At 46.4% G+C, this 20216-nt stretch carries 19 protein-coding genes; 7 read left to right on the top strand and 12 right to left on the bottom strand.

Annotated features, from left to right (window positions below; genetic code table 11):
* Position 1: 1 nt before the first annotated feature.
* From hprK to uvrA, 9 genes are all read right to left on the bottom strand, one after another.
* A complete protein-coding gene (gene hprK, locus QUE65_RS09615; protein WP_286280890.1) occupies positions 2 to 988 on the bottom strand; it encodes an HPr(Ser) kinase/phosphatase in 987 nt (328 codons plus the stop codon).
* Positions 985 to 1446 carry a PTS sugar transporter subunit IIA gene (locus QUE65_RS09610; protein WP_286280889.1) on the bottom strand — a complete coding sequence of 154 codons (462 nt, stop codon included), beginning with the start codon at positions 1444 to 1446 and terminating at the stop codon, positions 985 to 987. The genes hprK and QUE65_RS09610 overlap by 4 nt, the downstream gene beginning before the upstream one ends.
* A 33-nt stretch (positions 1447 to 1479) precedes the next feature.
* Complete coding sequence (gene hpf, locus QUE65_RS09605; protein WP_286280888.1) at positions 1480 to 1803, bottom strand: ribosome hibernation-promoting factor, HPF/YfiA family; 324 nt, start codon at positions 1801 to 1803, stop codon at positions 1480 to 1482.
* Between the two features lie 251 nt (positions 1804 to 2054).
* Positions 2055 to 2807, bottom strand: a complete 753-nt coding sequence (gene lptB / locus QUE65_RS09600) for an LPS export ABC transporter ATP-binding protein (RefSeq protein WP_286280887.1) — start codon at positions 2805 to 2807, stop codon at positions 2055 to 2057.
* Between the two features lies 1 nt (position 2808).
* Positions 2809 to 3345, bottom strand: coding sequence for an LptA/OstA family protein (locus QUE65_RS09595; protein WP_286280886.1), 537 nt, complete (start codon positions 3343 to 3345; stop codon positions 2809 to 2811).
* Positions 3342 to 3986, bottom strand: coding sequence for an LPS export ABC transporter periplasmic protein LptC (lptC, locus tag QUE65_RS09590; RefSeq protein ID WP_286280885.1), 645 nt, complete (start codon positions 3984 to 3986; stop codon positions 3342 to 3344). Before lptC ends, QUE65_RS09595 begins: the two co-directional genes overlap by 4 nt.
* Before the next feature lie 11 nt (positions 3987 to 3997).
* Complete coding sequence (locus QUE65_RS09585) at positions 3998 to 4573, bottom strand: KdsC family phosphatase (RefSeq protein ID WP_286280884.1); 576 nt, start codon at positions 4571 to 4573, stop codon at positions 3998 to 4000.
* Positions 4574 to 4576: 3 nt separating this feature from the next.
* On the bottom strand, positions 4577 to 5566 hold the full coding sequence (locus tag QUE65_RS09580) for a KpsF/GutQ family sugar-phosphate isomerase (protein WP_286280883.1): 990 nt from the start codon (positions 5564 to 5566) through the stop codon (positions 4577 to 4579).
* A gap of 36 nt (positions 5567 to 5602) precedes the next feature.
* On the bottom strand, positions 5603 to 8515 hold the full coding sequence (gene uvrA / locus QUE65_RS09575) for an excinuclease ABC subunit UvrA (protein ID WP_286280882.1): 2913 nt from the start codon (positions 8513 to 8515) through the stop codon (positions 5603 to 5605).
* Between the two features lie 37 nt (positions 8516 to 8552).
* Between uvrA and QUE65_RS09570 the strand changes: the two genes are divergently transcribed.
* Positions 8553 to 9716, top strand: coding sequence for an MFS transporter (locus QUE65_RS09570; RefSeq protein WP_286280881.1), 1164 nt, complete (start codon positions 8553 to 8555; stop codon positions 9714 to 9716).
* Between the two features lie 41 nt (positions 9717 to 9757).
* The gene (gene ssb, locus QUE65_RS09565; protein ID WP_215370339.1) at positions 9758 to 10198 is read left to right on the top strand and encodes a single-stranded DNA-binding protein; all 441 of its coding nucleotides are present in this window, start codon (positions 9758 to 9760) and stop codon (positions 10196 to 10198) included.
* A gap of 2 nt (positions 10199 to 10200) precedes the next feature.
* Here the strand turns inward: ssb and queF are convergent, their stop codons facing one another.
* Genes queF through ilvA form a run of 3 tightly spaced genes read right to left on the bottom strand, consistent with a single transcriptional unit; the run spans position 10201 to position 13485 of the window.
* Positions 10201 to 11040: an NADPH-dependent 7-cyano-7-deazaguanine reductase QueF gene (gene queF / locus QUE65_RS09560; RefSeq protein ID WP_286280880.1), complete on the bottom strand. Its 840-nt coding sequence runs from the start codon at positions 11038 to 11040 to the stop codon at positions 10201 to 10203.
* A gap of 8 nt (positions 11041 to 11048) precedes the next feature.
* On the bottom strand, positions 11049 to 11963 hold the full coding sequence (locus tag QUE65_RS09555; RefSeq protein ID WP_215370335.1) for a 5'-nucleotidase: 915 nt from the start codon (positions 11961 to 11963) through the stop codon (positions 11049 to 11051).
* A 1-nt stretch (position 11964) separates the two neighbouring features.
* Entirely contained in the window at positions 11965 to 13485 is a 1521-nt protein-coding gene (ilvA, locus tag QUE65_RS09550) for a threonine ammonia-lyase, biosynthetic (protein WP_286280879.1), read from the bottom strand.
* 119 nt (positions 13486 to 13604) lie between these two features.
* On the opposite strand from ilvA, the gene QUE65_RS09545 reads away from it, so the two are divergent.
* Genes QUE65_RS09545 through QUE65_RS09525 form a run of 5 tightly spaced genes read left to right on the top strand, consistent with a single transcriptional unit; the run spans position 13605 to position 20214 of the window.
* A complete protein-coding gene (locus QUE65_RS09545) occupies positions 13605 to 17441 on the top strand; it encodes an FAD/FMN-binding oxidoreductase (protein ID WP_286280878.1) in 3837 nt (1278 codons plus the stop codon).
* Positions 17441 to 17824, top strand: coding sequence for a gamma-butyrobetaine hydroxylase family protein (locus tag QUE65_RS09540; protein ID WP_215370329.1), 384 nt, complete (start codon positions 17441 to 17443; stop codon positions 17822 to 17824). The genes QUE65_RS09545 and QUE65_RS09540 overlap by 1 nt, the downstream gene beginning before the upstream one ends.
* Before the next feature lie 2 nt (positions 17825 to 17826).
* The gene (ubiE, locus tag QUE65_RS09535) at positions 17827 to 18570 is read left to right on the top strand and encodes a bifunctional demethylmenaquinone methyltransferase/2-methoxy-6-polyprenyl-1,4-benzoquinol methylase UbiE (protein ID WP_215370327.1); all 744 of its coding nucleotides are present in this window, start codon (positions 17827 to 17829) and stop codon (positions 18568 to 18570) included.
* Between the two features lie 50 nt (positions 18571 to 18620).
* Positions 18621 to 19550, top strand: coding sequence for a Tim44 domain-containing protein (locus QUE65_RS09530; protein ID WP_286280877.1), 930 nt, complete (start codon positions 18621 to 18623; stop codon positions 19548 to 19550).
* 52 nt (positions 19551 to 19602) lie between these two features.
* Positions 19603 to 20214 carry a ubiquinone biosynthesis accessory factor UbiJ gene (locus QUE65_RS09525; protein ID WP_286280876.1) on the top strand — a complete coding sequence of 204 codons (612 nt, stop codon included), beginning with the start codon at positions 19603 to 19605 and terminating at the stop codon, positions 20212 to 20214.
* Positions 20215 to 20216 lie beyond the last annotated feature (2 nt).

The raw sequence follows: 20216 nt of genomic DNA, 5'->3' as shown, positions 1-20216 counted from the left end.
CTTATAAGAGACGGCCTTGGGATTTATTATTTTCGCTCTCAAGATTCATTTGATTGCGTTGGCGCTCAATAAAGTCCTTCAGCGTATCAATGCCCCTCAGTTGCAAAATCGTATTGCGAACAGCTGCTTCAACAAGAACTGCTAAGTTTCGTCCGGCAGCCACCTGAATCTTTACTGTCCGAATCGGAATATCGAGAACCTCAACAAACTGAGACTCAATCGGTAAGCGTTCGAATTCGCCATCATTGCGACGAACCAATTGCACAATTAAGCGTAATTTCAACTTGCGGCGGACTGCTGTCTCACCAAATATTGTCCGAATGTCCAATAATCCAAGACCCCGAACTTCGAGCAAGTCCCGCAAAATTTCTGGGCATCGACCTTCAATGTAATCGGGTCCCAGTCGAGTAAAGTCAACGGCATCGTCAGCCACCAAACCATGACCCCGAGAAATTAGCTCAAGACCTAATTCGCTCTTTCCTAAGCCGGATTCGCCAGTAATTAAGACACCGAGACCTAAGATATCCATAAAAACCCCGTGCATCGTAATGCAAGGCGCCCCAATCTTAGTTAAATAGAACCGGAGGTGATCAATGACCTCCGCAGCAGAAGTATTGGTAGCAAAAAGGGGTGTGGAGGAGCGTTGGCAATAAAGTTGCAATTCCTCATCCGCATTACAGCCATCGGCCACAATGATGCAGGGCGGGTTACTAGCAATCAAGGCGGAGATTTGGGTTTGGCGCTCAGCACTTGGTAGTTTGGCGTGGTAATCAATCTCTTGGTTCCCAAAGATCTGTATTCGGCTTGGATGGATCATATTCAAGTGACCAACCAAATCCGAAGAAGCTGCGGCAGACCGCACAGCATCTGCGTTAAATTTTCGGTCTGCGCCCTCTAGACCGCTGATCCAAGACAGTTTTAAATCCCCGATATTTTCATCAAAGATTTGTTGAGCTGTGACATCTTCAAGTAAAAGTTGCTGGCTCATTGCAAAGCCTCCCAATCGCAAATCAAGTCCCTTACTTTCTCAGGATCGGTCTCATTTTGCAACTGGTCACGTGATTGAGGATTGGTGAGAAGTTGGGCAATTACCGCTAGGATTTCAAGATGCGCTTGGGTTGCATTTTCAGGGACTAGGAGAAAAATAAGAAGCGAAACAGGTTTGCCGTCTGGGGATCCAAACTCAATTGGGGTCAGAAGCTTAAAGACAGCCGCACAGGGCTCTTGTAGACCCTTAATTCTCCCGTGGGGGATGGCCACCCCAAATCCTAGACCGGTTGACCCTAGGGCCTCTCGGGCGCTTAGGAAACTTAAGAGGGTATCGGATGGAATTTGTAGTTTAGTCGCGAAATACTGACAAGCAATTTCGAATGCTTGCGTCTTACTAGACGCTTGTGCATTCAAATGAATGCTGTCAGTAGTGAATAGGCGACTAAGTACGTTCATGACCCCTGATTATAGGGGTCAATACACTAAACGTTATTGCAGATGTTTATCGTGATGATGGTCCTGAATTCGTTCTTTGTGCTTGATGACTTGTCGATCCAGTTTGTCGATAACCGCATCCATTGCATGATACAAATCCTCATGGTGGGCCTGAGCAAATAATTCTTTACCCTTCAGATGCAGTGTTAATTCAGCCGTTTGTCTGAGCCCCTTTTCTTTCGCTTTATCAACCATAAGAAATGCTGAGGCATCAATCACATGATCAAAATGCTTTCGAATTCGTTCAAGACGATTTTCTAAGTGATCGCGGATGCCTGGAGTAACTTCGAGATGACGGCTGTTGATGCGTAAATTCATTACAAACCTCCATAGTGAAAAGCTACAAAGATGATTTATTCAAAATAATGAAGATAAAAAAGGTTTTAAGTGAAGGTAGGAGTCCTTTAAAAAAAGAGGATTAAAAAATTGACTGTTTACTTGATGATTTTTAATTAGGTTATCAGCGATTTGATTTAAAACCAATCAATTCAATAAAAACCTTATGTGAAAGTACGATTTATTGCTGCGCAGTATTTTTTGTAAAGTTTTTTACCAACAAAAGCAATAGCTTACATGCGGAAATTTTCACCCAAATAAACCCTTCGAACTGCATCATTTTGGATAATCTCATCGGGCTTACCTGCAGCCAGGACACTACCTTCGCTAATGATGTAAGCGTGGTCGCAAATACCAAGGGTTTCTCGCACATTGTGATCGGTAATTAGGACCCCGATTTGGCGGTCTCTTAGAAAGCGGACAATCCGTTGAATCTCGCCTACGGCAATTGGGTCGACGCCAGCAAATGGCTCATCGAGCAGAATAAATTTAGGGGAAGAGGCGAGCGCTCTTGCAATTTCAACCCGTCGCCTTTCTCCACCGGATAGGGAAAGAGCCGGATTGTTGCGTAAGTGACTAATTTGTAATTCACCCAGCAGTTCATCTAAACGATCCTGGATTTGCTTTTTGCTTAGCGGCTTGCCATTGGTTTCTTGAAGCTCTAGTACCGCTTGTATATTTTCTGCCACGTTTAGTTTACGAAAAACAGAGGCCTCTTGAGGTAAGTAGGATAGGCCCATTCGGGCACGCTGATGGATGGGGAGATGGCTAATTTTTTTCTGATTTAAGCGTATATCACCACCATCGAGAGGAACTAAGCCAACGATCATATAAAACGAGGTTGTTTTACCAGCACCATTTGGGCCCAATAAACCAACTACCTCACCACTCGATACTTCAATACTCACATCGCGAACAACGGTGCGTGAGCCATAGCGTTTTTGAAGCGATACCGCCTGAAGAACTGAAGGAGATGCAGAAGCCATCTTATTTGATAACAACTTTCTTTCTGGGTGACAGGATCGCTCTTGATTCCGGGGGGCGATTTAAATCCAATTTTTGCGGTTTGATCTTATAGCTTTCTTTGACATCTTCGTATTCAATTTGCCAGCCTTGGAGTTGATCGAGCATTTGCATATTAAGGAGACGCTTGACAGTGGCATTTCCAATGAGCAAGAGCTTTTCCTTTTGATCATCATAAAGAATATCTTTAGCGATGCCTTGCATAAACTCATCTTGTAAGGTTTCGCGACGTTGGCGCATTGATGCTGGCAAATTGGACTTGCCATTTAGATCAATCATTTGATAACCCTCTGGTGTCACTAGGATAAAGCCACGCTCACCAGTACCAACCATGCTGCCACGAATTAAAAGAACATCGCCAGTTAGAGTGTATTTTTGTTTTACATCATCAAAATCAACTTGATCGGCATTAATAATGAGCGGTTTGTCCCGATCGGTCTGATTTGCTTGGGCAGATAGTGGCAGCGCACTCAGAGCAAGAATAAAAATGAGAACTCTCAATTGCGCCCCTTTTGCTCACTCGGCTCAATTCGTCCACGAACTTGGCCTTTGAGGCTAGCACTGTGATCGACATTATTAAATGTTCCGCCACCACTTGAATTCATGATTGACATTCCCTGTTGAAGCTCTAACGGCTTATCGGTTCGAACAATATCATCATTGATTAAAACCTGAAAGTAGCTTGACCGCGCAAGTAATTGGGGGGCAGCCTTACGATCTCCAATCGCTTCTTGAGCCGGTCGAAATATTTCACTATTTTCGTATAGATCCAAAATCGTTAAATCACCATCAACATGGCCGCGATCGGCACGGACCGTAACTGGCGCACCTTGATCTTGAAAAATGCGAATCCGGGGCCGTTCTAAATCAATTGATGCATCATCTTCGTAGTGAGTCAATTTTTTCCCTAGAACGCGGTATTTTGTCTGTCCTTGTTCATTGAGATTGGATAGGGATGCATTTTTGAGAATGTAATCAGGTACGTGTTGAGGAACGCGCGCAAGCGCGAGTGACTCTGGTGGAGTGCTACGTTTGACTAGCCAGAAAGTCGCCATGGTAAGGGTGCCCATCAATAAAAAGGGCAGTATGCGAAGTAAACCCCGAACGACCCACAGATAAATGATGTATCGAGAAAGTCGCATAAAGGATTTACTCAGCCTTTAGCTTTGGTTAATAGTGAATCGTATTGATCCTGGGCTTTAAGGATCAAATCGCATGCTTCACGAACAGCACCAAAGCCACCCTTGGCGCGTGTAACGTAGTGCGCAATTTGACGAACAGCCTCATGTGCCTGAGCCGGAGCAATGCGCAATGCTGCAGACTGCATGATCGCCAGATCGGGCCAGTCATCCCCCATGACCGCTAGGTCGATGGCAGGATTGCATGTAACTTTTTTTTGTAAGTCATCAAGCGCTGATTTTTTATCTTGAACGCCAGTAAAAACATGTGCAATCCCGAGTTCATCACAACGTCCAAGGACCATTTTGGAGTGGCGACCAGTAATGACAGCACATTCAACCCCAATACTTTGGAGCAGTTTGATACCCAACCCATCTTGAATATCAAACCCCTTGACCAATTCTCTACCGTCTGGCCCGAAAAAAACCTGACCGTTGGTTAGAACGCCATCGACATCAAGTACCAAGAAGCGAATTTGAGCCGCCCGTTCTAAAGCCTGGGGGTAGTGCGTTAATGGGTTTGTTGTGTGTGTCTGAAGAGTTGGTGCCATCGATCAAATTACCTTGGCTGCAAATAGGTCGTGTAAGTTGAGGGCCCCTAGTAAGTGTTTTTTGGGATCGGCCACGATTAAGTGATTAATCCGATGTTGCTCCATCATTCCAATCGCTTCTTCAGCGATTAAATCGGGCGGGATTGTTCTTGGATTGGGGGTCATGGCATCCACCAAACTGATGGAGCTCATGCTCACCTCTTTTTCCATAAGCCGTCGCAAATCGCCATCGGTCAAAATACCCAACACCTGATTGGCGTCATTCACAATCACGACTAAGCCCATTTTTTGGCGACTCATTTCAGTGAGTGCTTCTGCAAAGGTTGCCTTCTCATTAATTTTGGGGGTGCTTGAGAGATCACGCATGACTTCTGAGACATGGGCAATCAGTTTTCGGCCCAGCCTTCCACCGGGGTGGGACCGCAAAAAGTCTTCAGCTTTAAAGCCGCGAGCATCTAAAAGGGAAACAGCCAATGCATCACCCATTGCTAAGGCTGCCGTTGTACTGGTAGTTGGCGCCATATTGAGTGGGCACGCTTCCTTATCAACGCTAATGTCAAGATGCGCATCCGCTAATTTGGCAAGTGAGGAATTGGGATCACCCGTTAATGCAATTAACTTTGCGCCAGTTCTTTTGATGATCGGAACAATCGTTAGCAATTCTTCGGTTTCACCAGAGTTTGAAATCGCTACGAATACATCCTCACGAGTAACCATACCTAAATCTCCATGACTTGCCTCGGCGGGATGCACAAAAAATGCAGGAGAGCCTGTTGATGCAAAGGTAGCGGCTACCTTACGCGCAATGTGACCTGATTTACCAATTCCAGAGACAACGATCCGACCGCGGCATTGTTCTAGAAGATCAACCGAAAGTAGCAAGGCCGATTGTCCCCCTTGAGCCAAGCGGTCGCGCATTTTGCGAATCGCATCCGCTTCTAATTCAAGGGTGGCGCAAGCTAATTCTAGAGCGCGTTGGTTCTTTGCATTCATGGGGATAAGTATATGCCGACTGCCCCATTGCTGGATTTAAAGACCAAGCTTCTCGAGATCCTTTTTCTTGATTGGGCTTGAATTAACCTGCTTTTTTAAAAGAGGCTTTAAATATTTGCCTGTGAAGCTAACGGGGTGATTTGCGACTTCTTCGGGGGTTCCAGTTGCAATGATTTGACCACCACCAGCGCCTCCATTGGGCCCAAGATCAATTAACCAGTCTGCCGTTTTAATCACATCCAGATTGTGCTCAATGATGACTACAGTATTTCCCTGTTTTTTAAGAGTATGAATGACCTCAAGTAATAGTTTGATGTCATGAAAATGCAAACCCGTTGTTGGCTCATCAAGGATATAAAGGGTCCGTCCCGTATCCCGTTTTGAGAGCTCTAGCGAGAGTTTGACGCGTTGCGCTTCTCCGCCCGAGAGAGTGGTGGCGCTTTGACCAAGACAGACATACCCTAAGCCAACATCAAGTAAGGTTTTAAGTTTACGTTTCACAACCGGGACCGCTTCGAAGAATTCATGAGCTTGTTCTACCGTCATCGATAAGACCTCATGAATGTTTTTGCCTTTGTAGCGAATATCTAAAGTCTCACGGTTGTAGCGTTTGCCATGACATACATCGCAGGGCACATACACATCCGGTAAGAAATGCATTTCGACCTTGAGGACGCCATCGCCCTCACAGGTTTCGCAGCGGCCACCTTTGACATTAAAAGAGAATCGACCTGCCTCATAACCGCGTTCACGAGCGGCTGGAACTCCCGCAAAGAGTTCTCGAATCGGAGTGAATAAACCAGTATAGGTTGCAGGATTGGAGCGTGGTGTGCGGCCAATCGGCGATTGATCCACATTGATCACTTTGTCGAAGTGTTCAATACCGTCGATGTGATCATGCTCTGCTGGTTCAGCGCTCGAGCCATAAAGATGTTGTGCAACTGCATGATGCAAGGTGTCATTAATCAAAGTCGATTTACCAGATCCGGATACGCCAGTAACGCAAGTCAATAAGCCCACAGGAATATGTGCATCAACACTTTGAAGATTATTACCACTCGCACCAATAATGCTTAGAAAGCGTCCATCATGTTCTGTGCGTTTTTGGGGAACCGCAATTTTTTCCTGACCAGACAGGTAGGCACCGGTTAGTGAAGCAGAATTTTGCTCGACTTCGCTAGGAGTTCCAGTCGCAACAATCTTTCCGCCATGCACGCCCGCACCAGGGCCTATATCAATCACATAGTCTGAGGCCCGAATCATGTCCTCGTCATGCTCTACGACCAAAACGCTATTACCAAGATCGCGAAGGTGTTTTAGGGTTGCAATTAAACGATCGTTATCACGCTGATGCAAGCCAATCGATGGTTCATCGAGTACATACATCACACCGGTTAGTCCAGAGCCAATTTGCGAAGCAAGCCGTATTCGTTGTGCCTCGCCACCAGAAAGCGTATCGGCACTACGTTCTAAGGATAGATAATCCAAGCCCACATCATTCAAAAAGCGTAAACGAGATGCGATCTCCTTAATGATTTTGTCAGCAATTTCTCGTTTGGCGCCCTTTAATTGAATGCTGTTGAAATAGTCTTGGGCTTCACGCAGGGGCAAGGCGCTGATCTCATAAATGGCGCGGGCTTGCTGACCATCGCCTACTTTGACAAAGCGGGCCTCCTTGCGTAAACGGGTGCCATTGCATTCAGGGCACGCCCGAATATTTTGATAACGAGCTAATTCTTCACGAACCGCTCCTGAGTCGGTTTCTCGATAGCGCCGCTCAAAATTCGCCAAAATTCCTTCAAACGGATGCTCGCGTACTACGGAGCGACCTTTTTCATTGAGGTACTCAAATGGGATGCTTGCGTCTCCAGACCCATAAAGGATTAAGTCTTGGGCTTTTTTGGGTAATTTTTCAAAGGGCTTTTCAAGATCAAAGCCGCCAAACTTTGATAAGGTTTGTAAAAGCTTGAAATAAAACTGGTTACGACGGTCCCACCCTTTGATTGCTCCTGCAGCCAAAGATAGATCGGGATGTACCACTACTCGTTTGGGATCAAAGAAAGAGATGTGACCGAGTCCATCGCAACTGGGGCAGGCGCCCATCGGGTTGTTAAAGGAAAACAGGCGGGGCTCAAGTTCTTGCAATGAGTAGGAGCATATGGGGCATGCAAATTTGCTGGAGAAAATAGTTTCTTCCCCCGAGTCCATATTCACCACCATCGCCTTGCCATCAGCAAGTCGCAGGGCGGTTTCAAACGATTCAGCAAGTCGTTGCTGAATATCCTCCTTGACACGAATTCGATCAACCACCACTTCAATGGAGTGTTTATCATTTTTTTTCAGTTGCGGTAGATGATCGGCTTCGACGATCTCGGCTTTAGCTGCGTTACTCGTGCCACCACCCGAACGAATGCGAAAGCGGACAAATCCTTGTGCTTGGAGATTTTCGAATAAGTCAACAAACTCACCTTTGCGCTCACTGACTACTGGGGCTAAGATCATCAGCTTGGCATCAAGCGGCATTGCCATCACGGTATCAACCATTTGCGAAACACTTTGGGCTTCAAGGGCAAGGTCATGGTCCGGGCAGTAGGGGGTGCCTGCACGCGCAAACAGTAGACGCAAATAATCATGAATCTCTGTGACAGTACCAACCGTTGAGCGCGGGTTATGGCTAGTTGCCTTCTGCTCGATGGAGATCGCAGGCGATAAGCCCTCAATCACATCGACATCGGGCTTTTCCATCAACTGTAGAAATTGGCGAGCGTACGCTGAGAGCGATTCAACATAGCGCCGTTGCCCTTCCGCGTAGAGCGTATCAAAGGCCAAAGAGCTTTTGCCAGAACCGGATAAGCCGGTCAACACCACGAGCTTCTCACGCGGGATATCGAGATTGATATTTTTTAGGTTGTGGGTACGAGCCCCACGGATTTTGATTTCGTTATTCATGATTTTTTAGCGTAACTTGTTAATATAGCCTTTTCCCATGAACTCTTCCGAACTGCGCTCAACCCTTGCTCTCGCCGGTATCTTTGGCTTGCGGATGCTGGGCCTATTCTTGCTTTTACCCGTCTTCTCCTTACATGCCAGGGATTTGCCCGGAGGAGAGAATGCCTTATGGGTAGGTCTGGCTCTGGGAATTTTTAATATTGTTCAGGCCTTTTTTCATATTCCCTTGGGGATTCTCTCTGATCGGGTGGGTCGTAAGCCCGTGGTTTTATGGGGATTAAGCTTGTTTATTGCCGGTTCCTTGATTGCAGCCAGTCAAGACGATTTGCTATGGATTGCGATCGGGCGAGGACTGATGGGAGCAGGCGCAATCTCTGCTGCAGTATCTGCTTGGGTGGCGGATTTAACCCGCGAGCAAGTTAGAACTGCAGCAATGGCAATTGTGGGAGGTAGTATTGGCATCTCCTTTGCCCTCTCGTTAGTAATTGCTACCCCGATTTATCGAGCCATTGGACTCGATGGCATGTTTTTATTACTGGCAGTACTTGGACTGATTGGGTTTTTGGTGGCTTGGCTTATGGTGCCAAGTCCTCCGAAGCAAATTCGGAGTGAACATCAGCCGTTAAAGCAAATTTTTCTAAGACCTGAATTATTTCGGCTTAATGTGGGAGTGTTTGTTCTAAACGCTACCCAAGTGGCAATGTTCCTTGTTGTTCCTCGTTTACTCGTGGAAGCAGGCTTGCTATTAGACGATCATTGGAAAGTTTATTTTCCAGTTGTCGTTGTTTCATTCTTTCTGATGTTGCCGGGGATTATTTATGGCGAAAAGAAAAAGAAATTACGGTTTGTATTGCTTACAGCCGTTGTCATCTTATTGATTGCACAAATCATCTTTTTGCAAGCCCATTCCATAACAGCCATTGTCAGCGCACTGTTGATTTACTTTGTCGGATTTAATTTACTCGAGGCCCTGCAGCCCTCAATGGTATCGCGTTGGGCCAAAGATGAAAAAGGAGCCGCATTGGGTATCTACAACACAACTCAGTCTGTCGGATTATTTACCGGGGCGGCGCTTGGTGGACTAATGATGCAACTGTTCGGAAACCTTTCGGTATTCATGGGTGGCGCCGTTTTGATTATTGCCTGGCTTATAATTGCTTGGCCAATGCGTGATATTTCATCGTCGCAAACCGCAAAGTAGCTTTAGCCACACTTTTTATTTAATTTTCTTCGGGAGACAAAATGGCTTCAGTCAATAAAGTCATCATCGTTGGTAATGTTGGGCGCGACCCAGAAACTCGGTATATGCCCAGCGGTGACGCTGTCACCAATATTTCAGTTGCCACTTCAGATCGCTATAAAGACAAACAAACGGGCGAGATGAAAGAGAATACCGAATGGCATCGCATCGCCTTTTTCGGTAAGTTGGCAGAAATCGCTGGCCAATACTTAAAAAAAGGTTCACAGGTTTATGTCGAGGGTCGCTTGCGGACTCGAAAGTGGACCGATCAAAGTGGACAAGAAAAGTATTCCACCGAAATTATCGCTGACAGCATGCAAATGCTTGGTGCTCGGATGTCTGGCTCTGGAGAGGAATCTTCAGGCCGCTCTAAGCCGGCTGAGAGTCCATCAAGCTCGGGAGCCAGTGCGCTTGATGCAATGGATGACGATATTCCGTTCTAGTGTTACTGCCTGGCGTGACGAATATTGTTGGGCCAGGCAGCATTGAAATCGGCACGAAATGGATTGATATCTAAGCCACCCCGTCGAGTGTAACGGGCATAAACAGACAACTTTTCTGGTTGGCAGTGATTTTTGATATCACAAAAGATTTTTTCAACGCAGTGTTCGTGAAATTCCCCAAGATTACGAAAGCCAATGAGGTAGCGTAAAAGACCTTCCTCTTTGATGGGTCGACCCTGGTAATGAATTTGTACGCTAGCCCAATCAGGCTGACCTGTGACCGGGCAATTGGATTTGAGCAGATGTGACACTAAGGTTTGCGTGATTGGGGCTGAGCTTTGATCAGCGCTTAGAAGGGCTGGGTCAGCAATTTGTGCTGGATTGACTTCAATATCAAGTCGATCGAGAAGTTGGCCATCCAGTTCTTGCATGAGCGGATACTTTTTTTGGTCTTGTAATTCGGAAGGCTGAAGAAGCTTGATTTGCAAGGGACTACCAAGTACCGCACTTAAATCATGGCGCAGACATACGCGGACTGCTTCAAGAGTTTCGAAAGGATGTTGATTCAAGCTATTGAGATAGAGTTTGAACGATTTTGACTCGATCATGAATGGCGACTCTGCTGGAATCGTAAATTCAGCCAGAGCGATCTGCGGTTTGCCTTTGGGATTTAGCCAACTCAGTTCAAATGCATTCCAGAGATCAATTCCCAAAAAAGGTAAACGCGATCCTTCTTCAATACCCAGTTTCTTGCGATTTTGAGCGCGGGGGATGGGAAAGAGTAGACCCGGGTCATACTGATTGGGATAAGCACTTTGCTGACCGAGAACAAATTCCGACATAGAAAAATTTAGGTTTTGGATCGGTTGGTATTGCTAACCCCAGAGATAACATGCCCTGTTGGAGCGACACTGGAAGCAGCATTGCAATGACCAGTTTGGTCATCAAAGAAAAAGTCGGGCTCGAACTCTTTGAGAAACTCACGCTTGGATAAGCCCCCAAGAAACATTGCCTCATCCACATCAATCCCCCAGTTCATTAATGTCCGAATAGCGCGCTCATGGGCTGGTGCAGAGCGGGCTGTGACTAGCGCTGTTCGAATCCGCATTTCATTTTTAGGCTCAGATTCGGCTTGTAATTGATGAAGGGCAGCAAGCAGTGGCTTAAAGGGCCCCGGCGGCAACGGAATGGCAGCACGCTGGCTTTCATGATCGACAAACGCCTTTAGGCCTTGATCCTGAAAAACCTGTTCTGCTTCATCTGAAAATAAAACCGCATCACCATCAAAGGCGATCCGGATTTCATTGGGATTATTCTCAGCCATTTTGGTTGATTCTGGGTAGACGCGCGCTGCCGGAAAGCCGGCATCTAGGGTAGCGCGTACGTCTTCCTCGTTGGCTGATAAAAAAAGGTTGGCCTGCAATGATTTTAAGTAGTGATATGGCGGTCTGCCCCGAGTAAAGACCCCGCGTTCAATGCTAAGCCCATGGTGTTTAGCAGAACGAAAAACGCGCAAACCGCTGACTGGGTCATTACGCGACAGGATCACGACTTCGACGCGTGGTTGATCTTGATTAAAGCGCAGTAACTTCTTTACGAGGGGAAAGGCAACGCCCACTTGGGCAGGGATCGCAAGACGCTCTAGCTGTAATTTCATGTAGGCGCTATCGTCACTTTCCTCGAACAGGCGGTTTTCTTCCTCAAAGTCAAAGAGTGCTCTCGATGAAATGGCAACGACTAGTTTTCCAGCGAGGGTATAAGACATCTTATTTTAGAAATAGGCGGTATGCAGGATTCTTGCTTTCATCCCAATGAGGATAGCCCAAAGTTGCCAAAAATTGTTTAAAGGCGGACTGTTCATTCTTAGGGACCTGAATGCCCAATAAGATTTGTCCATAATCCGCGCCATGATTGCGGTAATGAAATAAGCTGATATTCCAATTGGGGGCTAGGCTGTCGAGAAAGCGCATGAGCGCCCCCGGGCGTTCTGGAAACTCAAAGCGATAGAGTAACTCGTCTTTCGCTAGTGCAGAACTTCCACCAACCATGTGTCGCAGATGAGTCTTTGCCAACTCGTCATGGCTTAGATCAATGGTTGCAAATCCTGCTTTACGAAAAGCACTCGCAATCGTTTTGTTATCACCGGCACGTTGAGTTCCGATGCCAACAAAAAGATGCGCCTGATCCGCATGGGCGATACGATAATTAAATTCAGTGACATTACGTTTACCAAGCATTTTGCAAAAGGCTTTAAATGAACCTCGCTCTTCGGGAATGGTGACCGCAAAGACGGCCTCACGAAATTCACCCACATCGGCCCGTTCAGCCACAAAACGTAAACGACTAAAGTTCATATTGGCGCCGCATGCAATGGCGACCAAGGTTTTCTTTTTGAGGCGATGCTTCTCCACGTATTTTTTTAGACCGGCAACGGCGAGCGCACCGGCAGGCTCCAAAATACTACGGGTGTCAGTAAAGACGTCGTTGATTGCCGCGCAGAGTTCATCGGTATCCACCAAGACGATGTCGTCTATCACCCGTTGGCAGATTTTAAAGGTCTCCTTACCTACCTGCTTTACAGCAGTGCCATCAGAAAACAAGCCAACTTCCTTAAGTTCAATCCGTTTCCCCAGTTTTAAGGACTGTTTCATTGCATCCGAGTCAACCGTTTGCACACCAATCACTTTGATCTTGGGTCTAATCGCTTTAATGTAAGAGCCGATTCCAGAAATTAGTCCACCGCCACCAATTGCTACAAAAATCGCATCAATCGGCTCGGGGTGTTCATCGAGAATTTCTTTGGCGATGGTACCTTGGCCAGCAATAACATCTGGATCATCAAAAGGATGAATAAACGTGTACCCCTTCTTTTTTTGGAGTAGTTGAGCTTCTTGATAAGCATCGCTGTACGAGTCACCCGTTAAGAAGAGTTCAACCCACTTGCCACCGTGCGCCTTAACCGCATCAATTTTGACTTGAGGGGTGGTAATCGGCATCACGATCACCGCCTTGCACTTAAGTTTGGCGGCGGCCAGAGCAACACCTTGAGCATGATTACCAGCAGAAGCTGCAATTACCCCCTTTTTTAGGGCCGCTGGGCTCAATCCAGCCATTTTGTTATACGCACCTCGCAACTTAAACGAGAACACAGGCTGGTTATCTTCGCGCTTTAAAAGAATCGTGTTTTGGAAGCGGGCGCTCAGATCCCGGGCTTTTTCTAGTTCGGTTTTTCGCGCAACGTCATAGACCTTGGCGTTCTCAATTCGGTGTAAATAATCATTTTTCATCACGAAAGCGTACCATGCTTGGCATATAAGTCCTTAAATTAATTCAGTATTGTGCCAAATTGATTGGCAACGGAAATGATCAAGCTCATCTAAAATAGAGCTTTAATTGACTGGTCACCATGAACGCACCTATCTCCTTAGATAGTTTGTCTGAGATTGATACGCAATCCCATCGCCTTCGTGAGATTCCGTATAACTACACCTCGTTTTCCGATCGAGAGATCGTTATTCGTCTCTTGGGTGTCAAGGCATGGGAAATTTTGGAGCAGTTACGCAGTGTGCGACGCACTGGCCGCTCTGCGAGGATGCTGTTTGAAGTGTTGGGCGATATCTGGGTTGTTGAGCGCAACCCGTACTTGCAAGATGATTTATTGGATAACCCCACACGACGTGAGGCCCTGATTCAGGCTTTGTGGCATCGTTTGGGTGAGGTTGAAAAAAGGATCTCAGGGGATTTTGCTGAGCAGGTTAGCGATTTACTAGCAGCTGCCCGCATTGCAGTGGAATCCTTTGCAAATAATTTTCAAACGGTTTCGCAATTACGAAAACATGCCAAAAAAGTTTTTTCCAAGTTCACGCATGCAGACAACATTGCGTTTGATGGCATGTCGCGCGTTGCTCATGTTACCGATGCAACCGATTGGCGAATTGAATATCCATTTGTTGTTCTAAAGCCAGATACGGAAGCAGAGATTCCCAATTTAGTTAGAGCATGTATCGAGTTGGGGTTGACGATTGTTCCGCGAGGTGGGGGTACGGGTTATACCGGCGGCGCCATTCCAATGGTGGCAATGTCGGCCGTGATCAATACGGAAAAGTTAATTGATCTTGGGGATGTCACACACAGGGTATTACCTGGCTTAAGTAATCCCGTACCAACGATTTTTTCTGGTGCTGGGGTCGTGACGCGTCGTGTAGCGGATGCAGCAGAAAAGCATGGACTGGTTTTTGCCGTTGATCCAACCTCTGCAGATGCCAGTTGTATTGGTGGAAATATCGCAATGAACGCGGGTGGTAAGAAAGCCGTTTTATGGGGAACAGCGCTCGATAATTTGGCAACCTGGCGAATGGTTGATCCCGATGGAAATTGGTTGGATGTTGAGCGGCTCGACCATAACCTTGGCAAGATACATGATCAAGCCCTTGCCCGCTTTCGTTTGACTTGGTCTGATGGTAAGGCTGCGCCTCAGGTAAAGGTTTTGCATTCCGAGGTTTTGGAGATCGAGGGTGCCAAGTTCAGAAAGGCAGGCTTAGGGAAAGACGTTACAGATAAATTTTTATCTGGATTACCTGGAATTCAAAAAGAAGGTTGCGATGGTCTGATTACGAGTGCGACCTGGATTTTGCATCGTATGCCAAAGCATATGCGTACTGTTTGTTTGGAGTTTTTCGGTCAAGCACGTGATGCTATTCCAAGCATTGTTGAGATTAAGGCTTACTTGGATGATCTCAGTAAGAAGGGCGGACCACTTTTAGCAGGGCTGGAACACCTCGATGATCGCTATTTAAAAGCAGTTGGATATTCCACCAAATCCAAACGCAACGGCTTACCCAAGATGGTCCTAATTGGTGATATTGCTGGTGAGAATGAAGAAGCCGTAGCCGCAGCAACGAGTGATGTGGTGCGCATGGCTAATCGTCGGGTGGGCGAAGGGTTTGTAGCAGTAAGCGGTGAAGCACGTAAGAAATTTTGGTTGGATCGAGCCCGAACTGCGGCGATCGCAAAGCATACCAATGCCTTCAAGATCAACGAGGATGTGGTGATTCCGCTTGAGCGAATGGGCGAATATACCGACGGAATTGATCAAATCAATATCGAGTTATCGCTAAAAAATAAAATTCAATTGCTTGATGCCCTCGAGCATTATTTGAGTCAAGCGACGCTTCCGATTCGCGCCAATGATGAGATTGAAGACATCTCCAAAGCGGAAATGGTGGGTGATCGTGTCATTCAGGCCCAGACACTTCTGCGTGAGGTAAGGATGCTCTGGACCGAGTGGTTGCAGAAAATTGATCAGTTTTTCCCACAACTGCAAGATGGAACTCTACGTGCTTCTTGGAAAAAAGAGTTACTAGCGCCCCTTCAAATTATTTTTGGCGGCTCCACTTTTGATCTGGTACTAAAAGAAATTAAATCGATTCATCAGAAAATATTGCGTAAACGCGTGTTTGTGGCTTTGCATATGCATGCCGGAGACGGTAATGTACACACGAATATCCCGGTCAATTCGGACGATTATGAGATGTTGCAAGATGCCCACCGTGCGGTTGATCGGATTATGGTACTGGCACGCTCTTTAGACGGTGTCATTTCGGGAGAGCATGGCATTGGTATTACGAAATTAGAGTATCTGACGGACGAGGAACTAAAGGAATTTCGTTCCTATAAAAATCGAGTGGATCCAAATGGCCACTTTAATAAAGGCAAGTTGATGCCAAATGCCAGTTTGCAAATGGCATATACCCCAAGTTTTGGCCTCATGGGTCACGAATCGATCATCATGCAACAAAGCGATATTGGCGCAATTGCCGATAGCGTGAAAGATTGCTTACGCTGTGGTAAGTGCAAGCCAGTTTGTGCAACGCATGTTCCTCGAGCTAATTTGTTGTATAGCCCACGTGACAAAATTCTTGCCACCTCATTGCTGATTGAAGCTTTTTTGTATGAAGAGCAAACCCGGCGCGGTGTATCGATTCGGCATTGGGAAATGTTTGATGACGTTGCTGCACATTGCACGGTTTGCCATAAATGCCATACACCGTGCCCAGTCAAGATCGATTTTGGCGATGTCACCATGAATATGCGCAATTTGTTACGCAAGATGGGACAGCGTCGCTTTAACCCAGGCACTAGCGCGTCCATGCTGTTCCTCAATGCAACCAATCCAGAAACCATTCGGATGAGTCGCAAAGTCATGATTGAGTGGGGCTATGGTTTACAGCGCTTTGCCCATCAATTATTCAAAAAATGGGCCGTTCAGCAAACGCAATCCCCTCCAGCGACGGTTGGAAAACCTGCTTTGAAAGAGCAGGTCATTTATTTTGTGAATAAGAAGATGCCTGGTAATTTACCCAAAAAGACCGCTCGCGCGCTTTTGGATATCGAGAATGCAGACTACGTACCGATCATTCGGAATCCTCTGGAGACGAGCGTCGATACAGAGGCTGTTTTTTATTTCCCAGGATGTGGTTCAGAACGACTATTTTCACAAGTGGGTTTAGCCACCCAAGCAATGCTTTGGCATGTAGGCGTACAAACGGTACTGCCACCCGGATATTTATGTTGTGGCTATCCGCAAAAGGGAAATGGTGATTTTGATAAAGCCGAGAAAATGATTACAGATAACCGAGTTCTATTTCATCGGGTTGCCAATACATTGAACTATCTCGATATCAAAACGGTCGTGGTTTCCTGTGGCACCTGCTACGACCAACTGGCGGGTTACCAATTTGATCAAATCTTCCCTGGTTGTCGAATTATTGATATTCATGAGTACCTTCTTGAGAAAGGTTTAAGGCTTGAGGGTGTTGGGGGTGTTCGATACATGTATCACGACCCCTGCCATACCCCCATGAAACTTCAAGATCCTTTAAAAACGGTTAATGAGCTTATTAGGCTTGAGGACGGTACAGCCATTCCAAAAAATGAGCGTTGCTGTGGCGAGTCTGGTACGTTGGCAATCACCCGCCCCGATATTTCAACTCAAGTTCGCTATCGTAAGCAAATTGAAATGGAAAAGGGTGCTAACGATTTAAGGAAAGACTTTGTTGGTGACGTTAAAGTATTGACCAGTTGCCCATCGTGTTTACAAGGCCTATCCCGTTTTGATGGTGATAGCGATACTAAGGCGGATTACATCGTCGTTGAAATGGCAAAGCATTTATTGGGCGAAAATTGGCTTGAAAGTTACGTGACTAAAGCCAACCAAGGCGGAATTGAAAGGGTACTGGTGTAATGATTCCAACAAATTTAATTGTGCATGAGAACTCAAAGGTTCTCGAGCTTCAATATGAACATGGCAAGAGCTATCGTTTGCCCTTCGAGTTTTTACGAGTCTATTCACCCTCAGCCGAAGTGCGCGGCCATGGACCGGGGCAAGAGGTTTTGCAAACGGGCAAGCGAGACGTTGGCATTGTAAATATTGAACCGGTTGGCCATTACGCAATTAAGCCAATCTTCTCGGATGGTCATGATTCAGGTTTGTATTCATGGGACTATTTGTATGGGTTATGTGAAAACCATGAGTCTTTATGGAATGAGTATCTAGAGCGCTGCAAAGTTGCTGGCGTAGATCGTGATGCTTCGATGGCAAATAAATCCCACGGGTGTGGCCACTAGTTATGTCAAAAACCCATTTTGGATACCAAAGTGTTGATGAGTCAATCAAGGCCGAAAAAGTTGCCGAGGTTTTCCATTCGGTAGCCGCGAAATACGACATCATGAATGATTTGATGTCAGCTGGCCTGCACCGCCTTTGGAAAAAATTTACCATCGCTCAAGCCAATGTCAAACCCGGTGATCGGGTCTTAGATATTGCTGGCGGAACGGGTGATCTTGCTTATGCGTTTGCCCAGTCCGCGCAATGGGGAACGCATCCTGAGGCAGAAGTATGGTTGAGCGATATCAATGCATCGATGTTATCGGTGGGCCGAGATCGACTTTTGGATCGCGGCCTTGCAATCCCGTGTATTCAGCTTGACGCTGAAAATATCCCTTTTCCGAGTCACCATTTCGATGTAATTAGTGTTGCATTTGGTCTTCGGAACATGACGCATAAAGAGCGTGCCTTATCGGAGATGGCGCGTGTGATTCGGCCTGGGGGCAAAGTCTTAATTTTGGAGTTTTCGAAGCCAGACCCATTGATAGCCCCACTGTATGACCTCTATTCTTTTAAGGTACTTCCATGGCTTGGGGATAAGGTGGCCAAAGATGCCGCTAGCTACCAATACTTAGCAGAATCGATTCGCATGCACCCAGACGCACAAACCCTTAAAACGATGATGGAGGACGCTGGGTTTGACGAAGTCCATACCCATAGGATGACTGGGGGTATCGTTGCTTTGCATATTGGTATTAAATATTGAATATTCACTGTAAAGTACAACTTACAGATCGTAGACAGGAGACTGATTGAATGAAAAGTATCTTTTTGAAATCCAGTGTATTTGCACTTTCCTTTGCATTCTTATCCGTTGGACACATCGCTGTCGTTGATGCCAAGCGTTTAGGTGGTGGATCCAATGTGGGTCGTTCAGCGAATGCGCCAGTGCAGAAGCAAGCTCAGCCAACAGCCCAACAAAAGCCAGCTCAGCAAGCACAGCAACCTGCAGCAACCACGCCGCCACAAGCTGCTGCTCCCGCAGCTGCTAAGCGTTCGGGCTTGGGCGGTATGTTGGGTGGCCTTGCCGCTGGTCTTGGAATTGCTTACTTGCTATCGCATTTTGGTTTAGGTGAGGCTGCTGCATCATTTATGACAGGTCTTTTATTGGCTGTTCTGGTTGGGTTTGCATTGCTATTCGTATTGCGTCGCTTCATGCCAGCTGGTGCTAAAAATACGCCAAGTCCTGTGCCCGCTTCAAATGGGATGCAGAAAACGGCTGTACAAGAACCTGTCTTCGCTCCTAGCCATCCGGTTAATGCCGGATTTGGATCGCCAAGCCCAGTGATTGAGGAAGCGCCGGCTTATCAATTGCCGGAAGGCTTTGATCAAATCGCATTTTTGGCCAATGCAAAACACTATTTCACTCGTTTGCAAAAAGCTTGGGATGCGGGTGATCTTGAGGCTTTGCGTGAATTTACAACTCCCGAAATGTTTGCAAGCCTGCAACGTGATTTACAAGGTCGCGCTGAAGGCGTAAATCATACCGATGTAGTTACCTTAAACGCGGAACTCTTGGGTGTTGAGACCGATGCAAATACCTATCTGTGCAGTGTTGAGTTCTCGGGACTGATTCGGGAGCAAGCAGAAGGCCCGGCCGAACCATTTAGAGAAGTTTGGAATCTATCCAAGCCTGTAAACGGCCCAGGAGGGTGGGTTTTAGCTGGCATCCAGCAATTGGTTTAAGCTTTAACCTTTCCCCCACCGGAAAACCCGCCTTGTGCGGGTTTTTTACACTATGAACCTTCGTTTTGATTTTCCAAAAACGGCTTTAGTGCGCGCGATTAATCATGTCTTAAAACATGAAGAGTGGGCTTTACGTGATCTCAAGAGTCATCAAGGTAAAGTAATTGAGCTGATACTGCCAATTGGAAGTATGCAGTGGCAAATTCAAGATGATTGCTTAATGACTCTTTTGTTGGATGTGCACCCACATCCAGATTTGGTTTTAGAGCTTGATGCCGATGGTTTTTCTGCGCTCAGCACCCCTCAGGGCTCGATCAAAGATCGGGCAATGCGAGCTGTCAAAATTACTGGTGATGCTCAACTAGCCCAACTTATTGCCAAGCTTTCAAACCAATTACGTTGGGAGTATGAGGAGGATTTAGCCAAAATTATTGGTGATGCACCCGCACACTTCATTTGTTCACAAGCTAAGCGCTTTGCACAGGCGACGGAGAAGGCTGTGCTTGATTTACAGGGAAATATGGTCGAGTACTTGAGTGAAGAAAAAAAAGTGCTGTTGCATCAACGCGATTTTGTTTCTCATAAAATACAAATTCAAGCAGTGCGTGATGCAGTAGATCGCCTTGAGAAGCGAATTTCCTTTTTACAAAAAAGTCGGGATTGATT

It is taken from the genome of Polynucleobacter sp. HIN8, from assembly GCF_030297615.1.
GTDB lineage: Bacteria > Pseudomonadota > Gammaproteobacteria > Burkholderiales > Burkholderiaceae > Polynucleobacter.
The sequence above is the reverse complement of the archived record's forward strand: the minus strand, read 5'-3'. Positions and strand labels throughout refer to the sequence as shown.

Coding starts and splice junctions, on each gene's coding strand:
- QUE65_RS09530 (WP_286280877.1), top strand. CDS start 18,621: ATGAAAAGTATCTTTTTGAAATCCAGTGTATTTGCACTTTCCTTTGCA.
- ubiE (WP_215370327.1), top strand. CDS start 17,827: ATGTCAAAAACCCATTTTGGATACCAAAGTGTTGATGAGTCAATCAAG.
- QUE65_RS09555 (WP_215370335.1), bottom strand. CDS start 11,963: ATGTCTTATACCCTCGCTGGAAAACTAGTCGTTGCCATTTCATCGAGA.
- lptC (WP_286280885.1), bottom strand. CDS start 3,986: ATGCGACTTTCTCGATACATCATTTATCTGTGGGTCGTTCGGGGTTTA.
- QUE65_RS09540 (WP_215370329.1), top strand. CDS start 17,441: ATGATTCCAACAAATTTAATTGTGCATGAGAACTCAAAGGTTCTCGAG.
- QUE65_RS09610 (WP_286280889.1), bottom strand. CDS start 1,446: ATGAACGTACTTAGTCGCCTATTCACTACTGACAGCATTCATTTGAAT.
- QUE65_RS09580 (WP_286280883.1), bottom strand. CDS start 5,566: ATGAATGCAAAGAACCAACGCGCTCTAGAATTAGCTTGCGCCACCCTT.
- hprK (WP_286280890.1), bottom strand. CDS start 988: ATGAGCCAGCAACTTTTACTTGAAGATGTCACAGCTCAACAAATCTTT.
- QUE65_RS09525 (WP_286280876.1), top strand. CDS start 19,603: ATGAACCTTCGTTTTGATTTTCCAAAAACGGCTTTAGTGCGCGCGATT.
- hpf (WP_286280888.1), bottom strand. CDS start 1,803: ATGAATTTACGCATCAACAGCCGTCATCTCGAAGTTACTCCAGGCATC.
- QUE65_RS09545 (WP_286280878.1), top strand. CDS start 13,605: ATGAACGCACCTATCTCCTTAGATAGTTTGTCTGAGATTGATACGCAA.
- uvrA (WP_286280882.1), bottom strand. CDS start 8,515: ATGAATAACGAAATCAAAATCCGTGGGGCTCGTACCCACAACCTAAAA.
- QUE65_RS09570 (WP_286280881.1), top strand. CDS start 8,553: ATGAACTCTTCCGAACTGCGCTCAACCCTTGCTCTCGCCGGTATCTTT.
- queF (WP_286280880.1), bottom strand. CDS start 11,040: ATGTCGGAATTTGTTCTCGGTCAGCAAAGTGCTTATCCCAATCAGTAT.
- ssb (WP_215370339.1), top strand. CDS start 9,758: ATGGCTTCAGTCAATAAAGTCATCATCGTTGGTAATGTTGGGCGCGAC.
- QUE65_RS09585 (WP_286280884.1), bottom strand. CDS start 4,573: ATGGCACCAACTCTTCAGACACACACAACAAACCCATTAACGCACTAC.
- ilvA (WP_286280879.1), bottom strand. CDS start 13,485: ATGAAAAATGATTATTTACACCGAATTGAGAACGCCAAGGTCTATGAC.
- lptB (WP_286280887.1), bottom strand. CDS start 2,807: ATGGCTTCTGCATCTCCTTCAGTTCTTCAGGCGGTATCGCTTCAAAAA.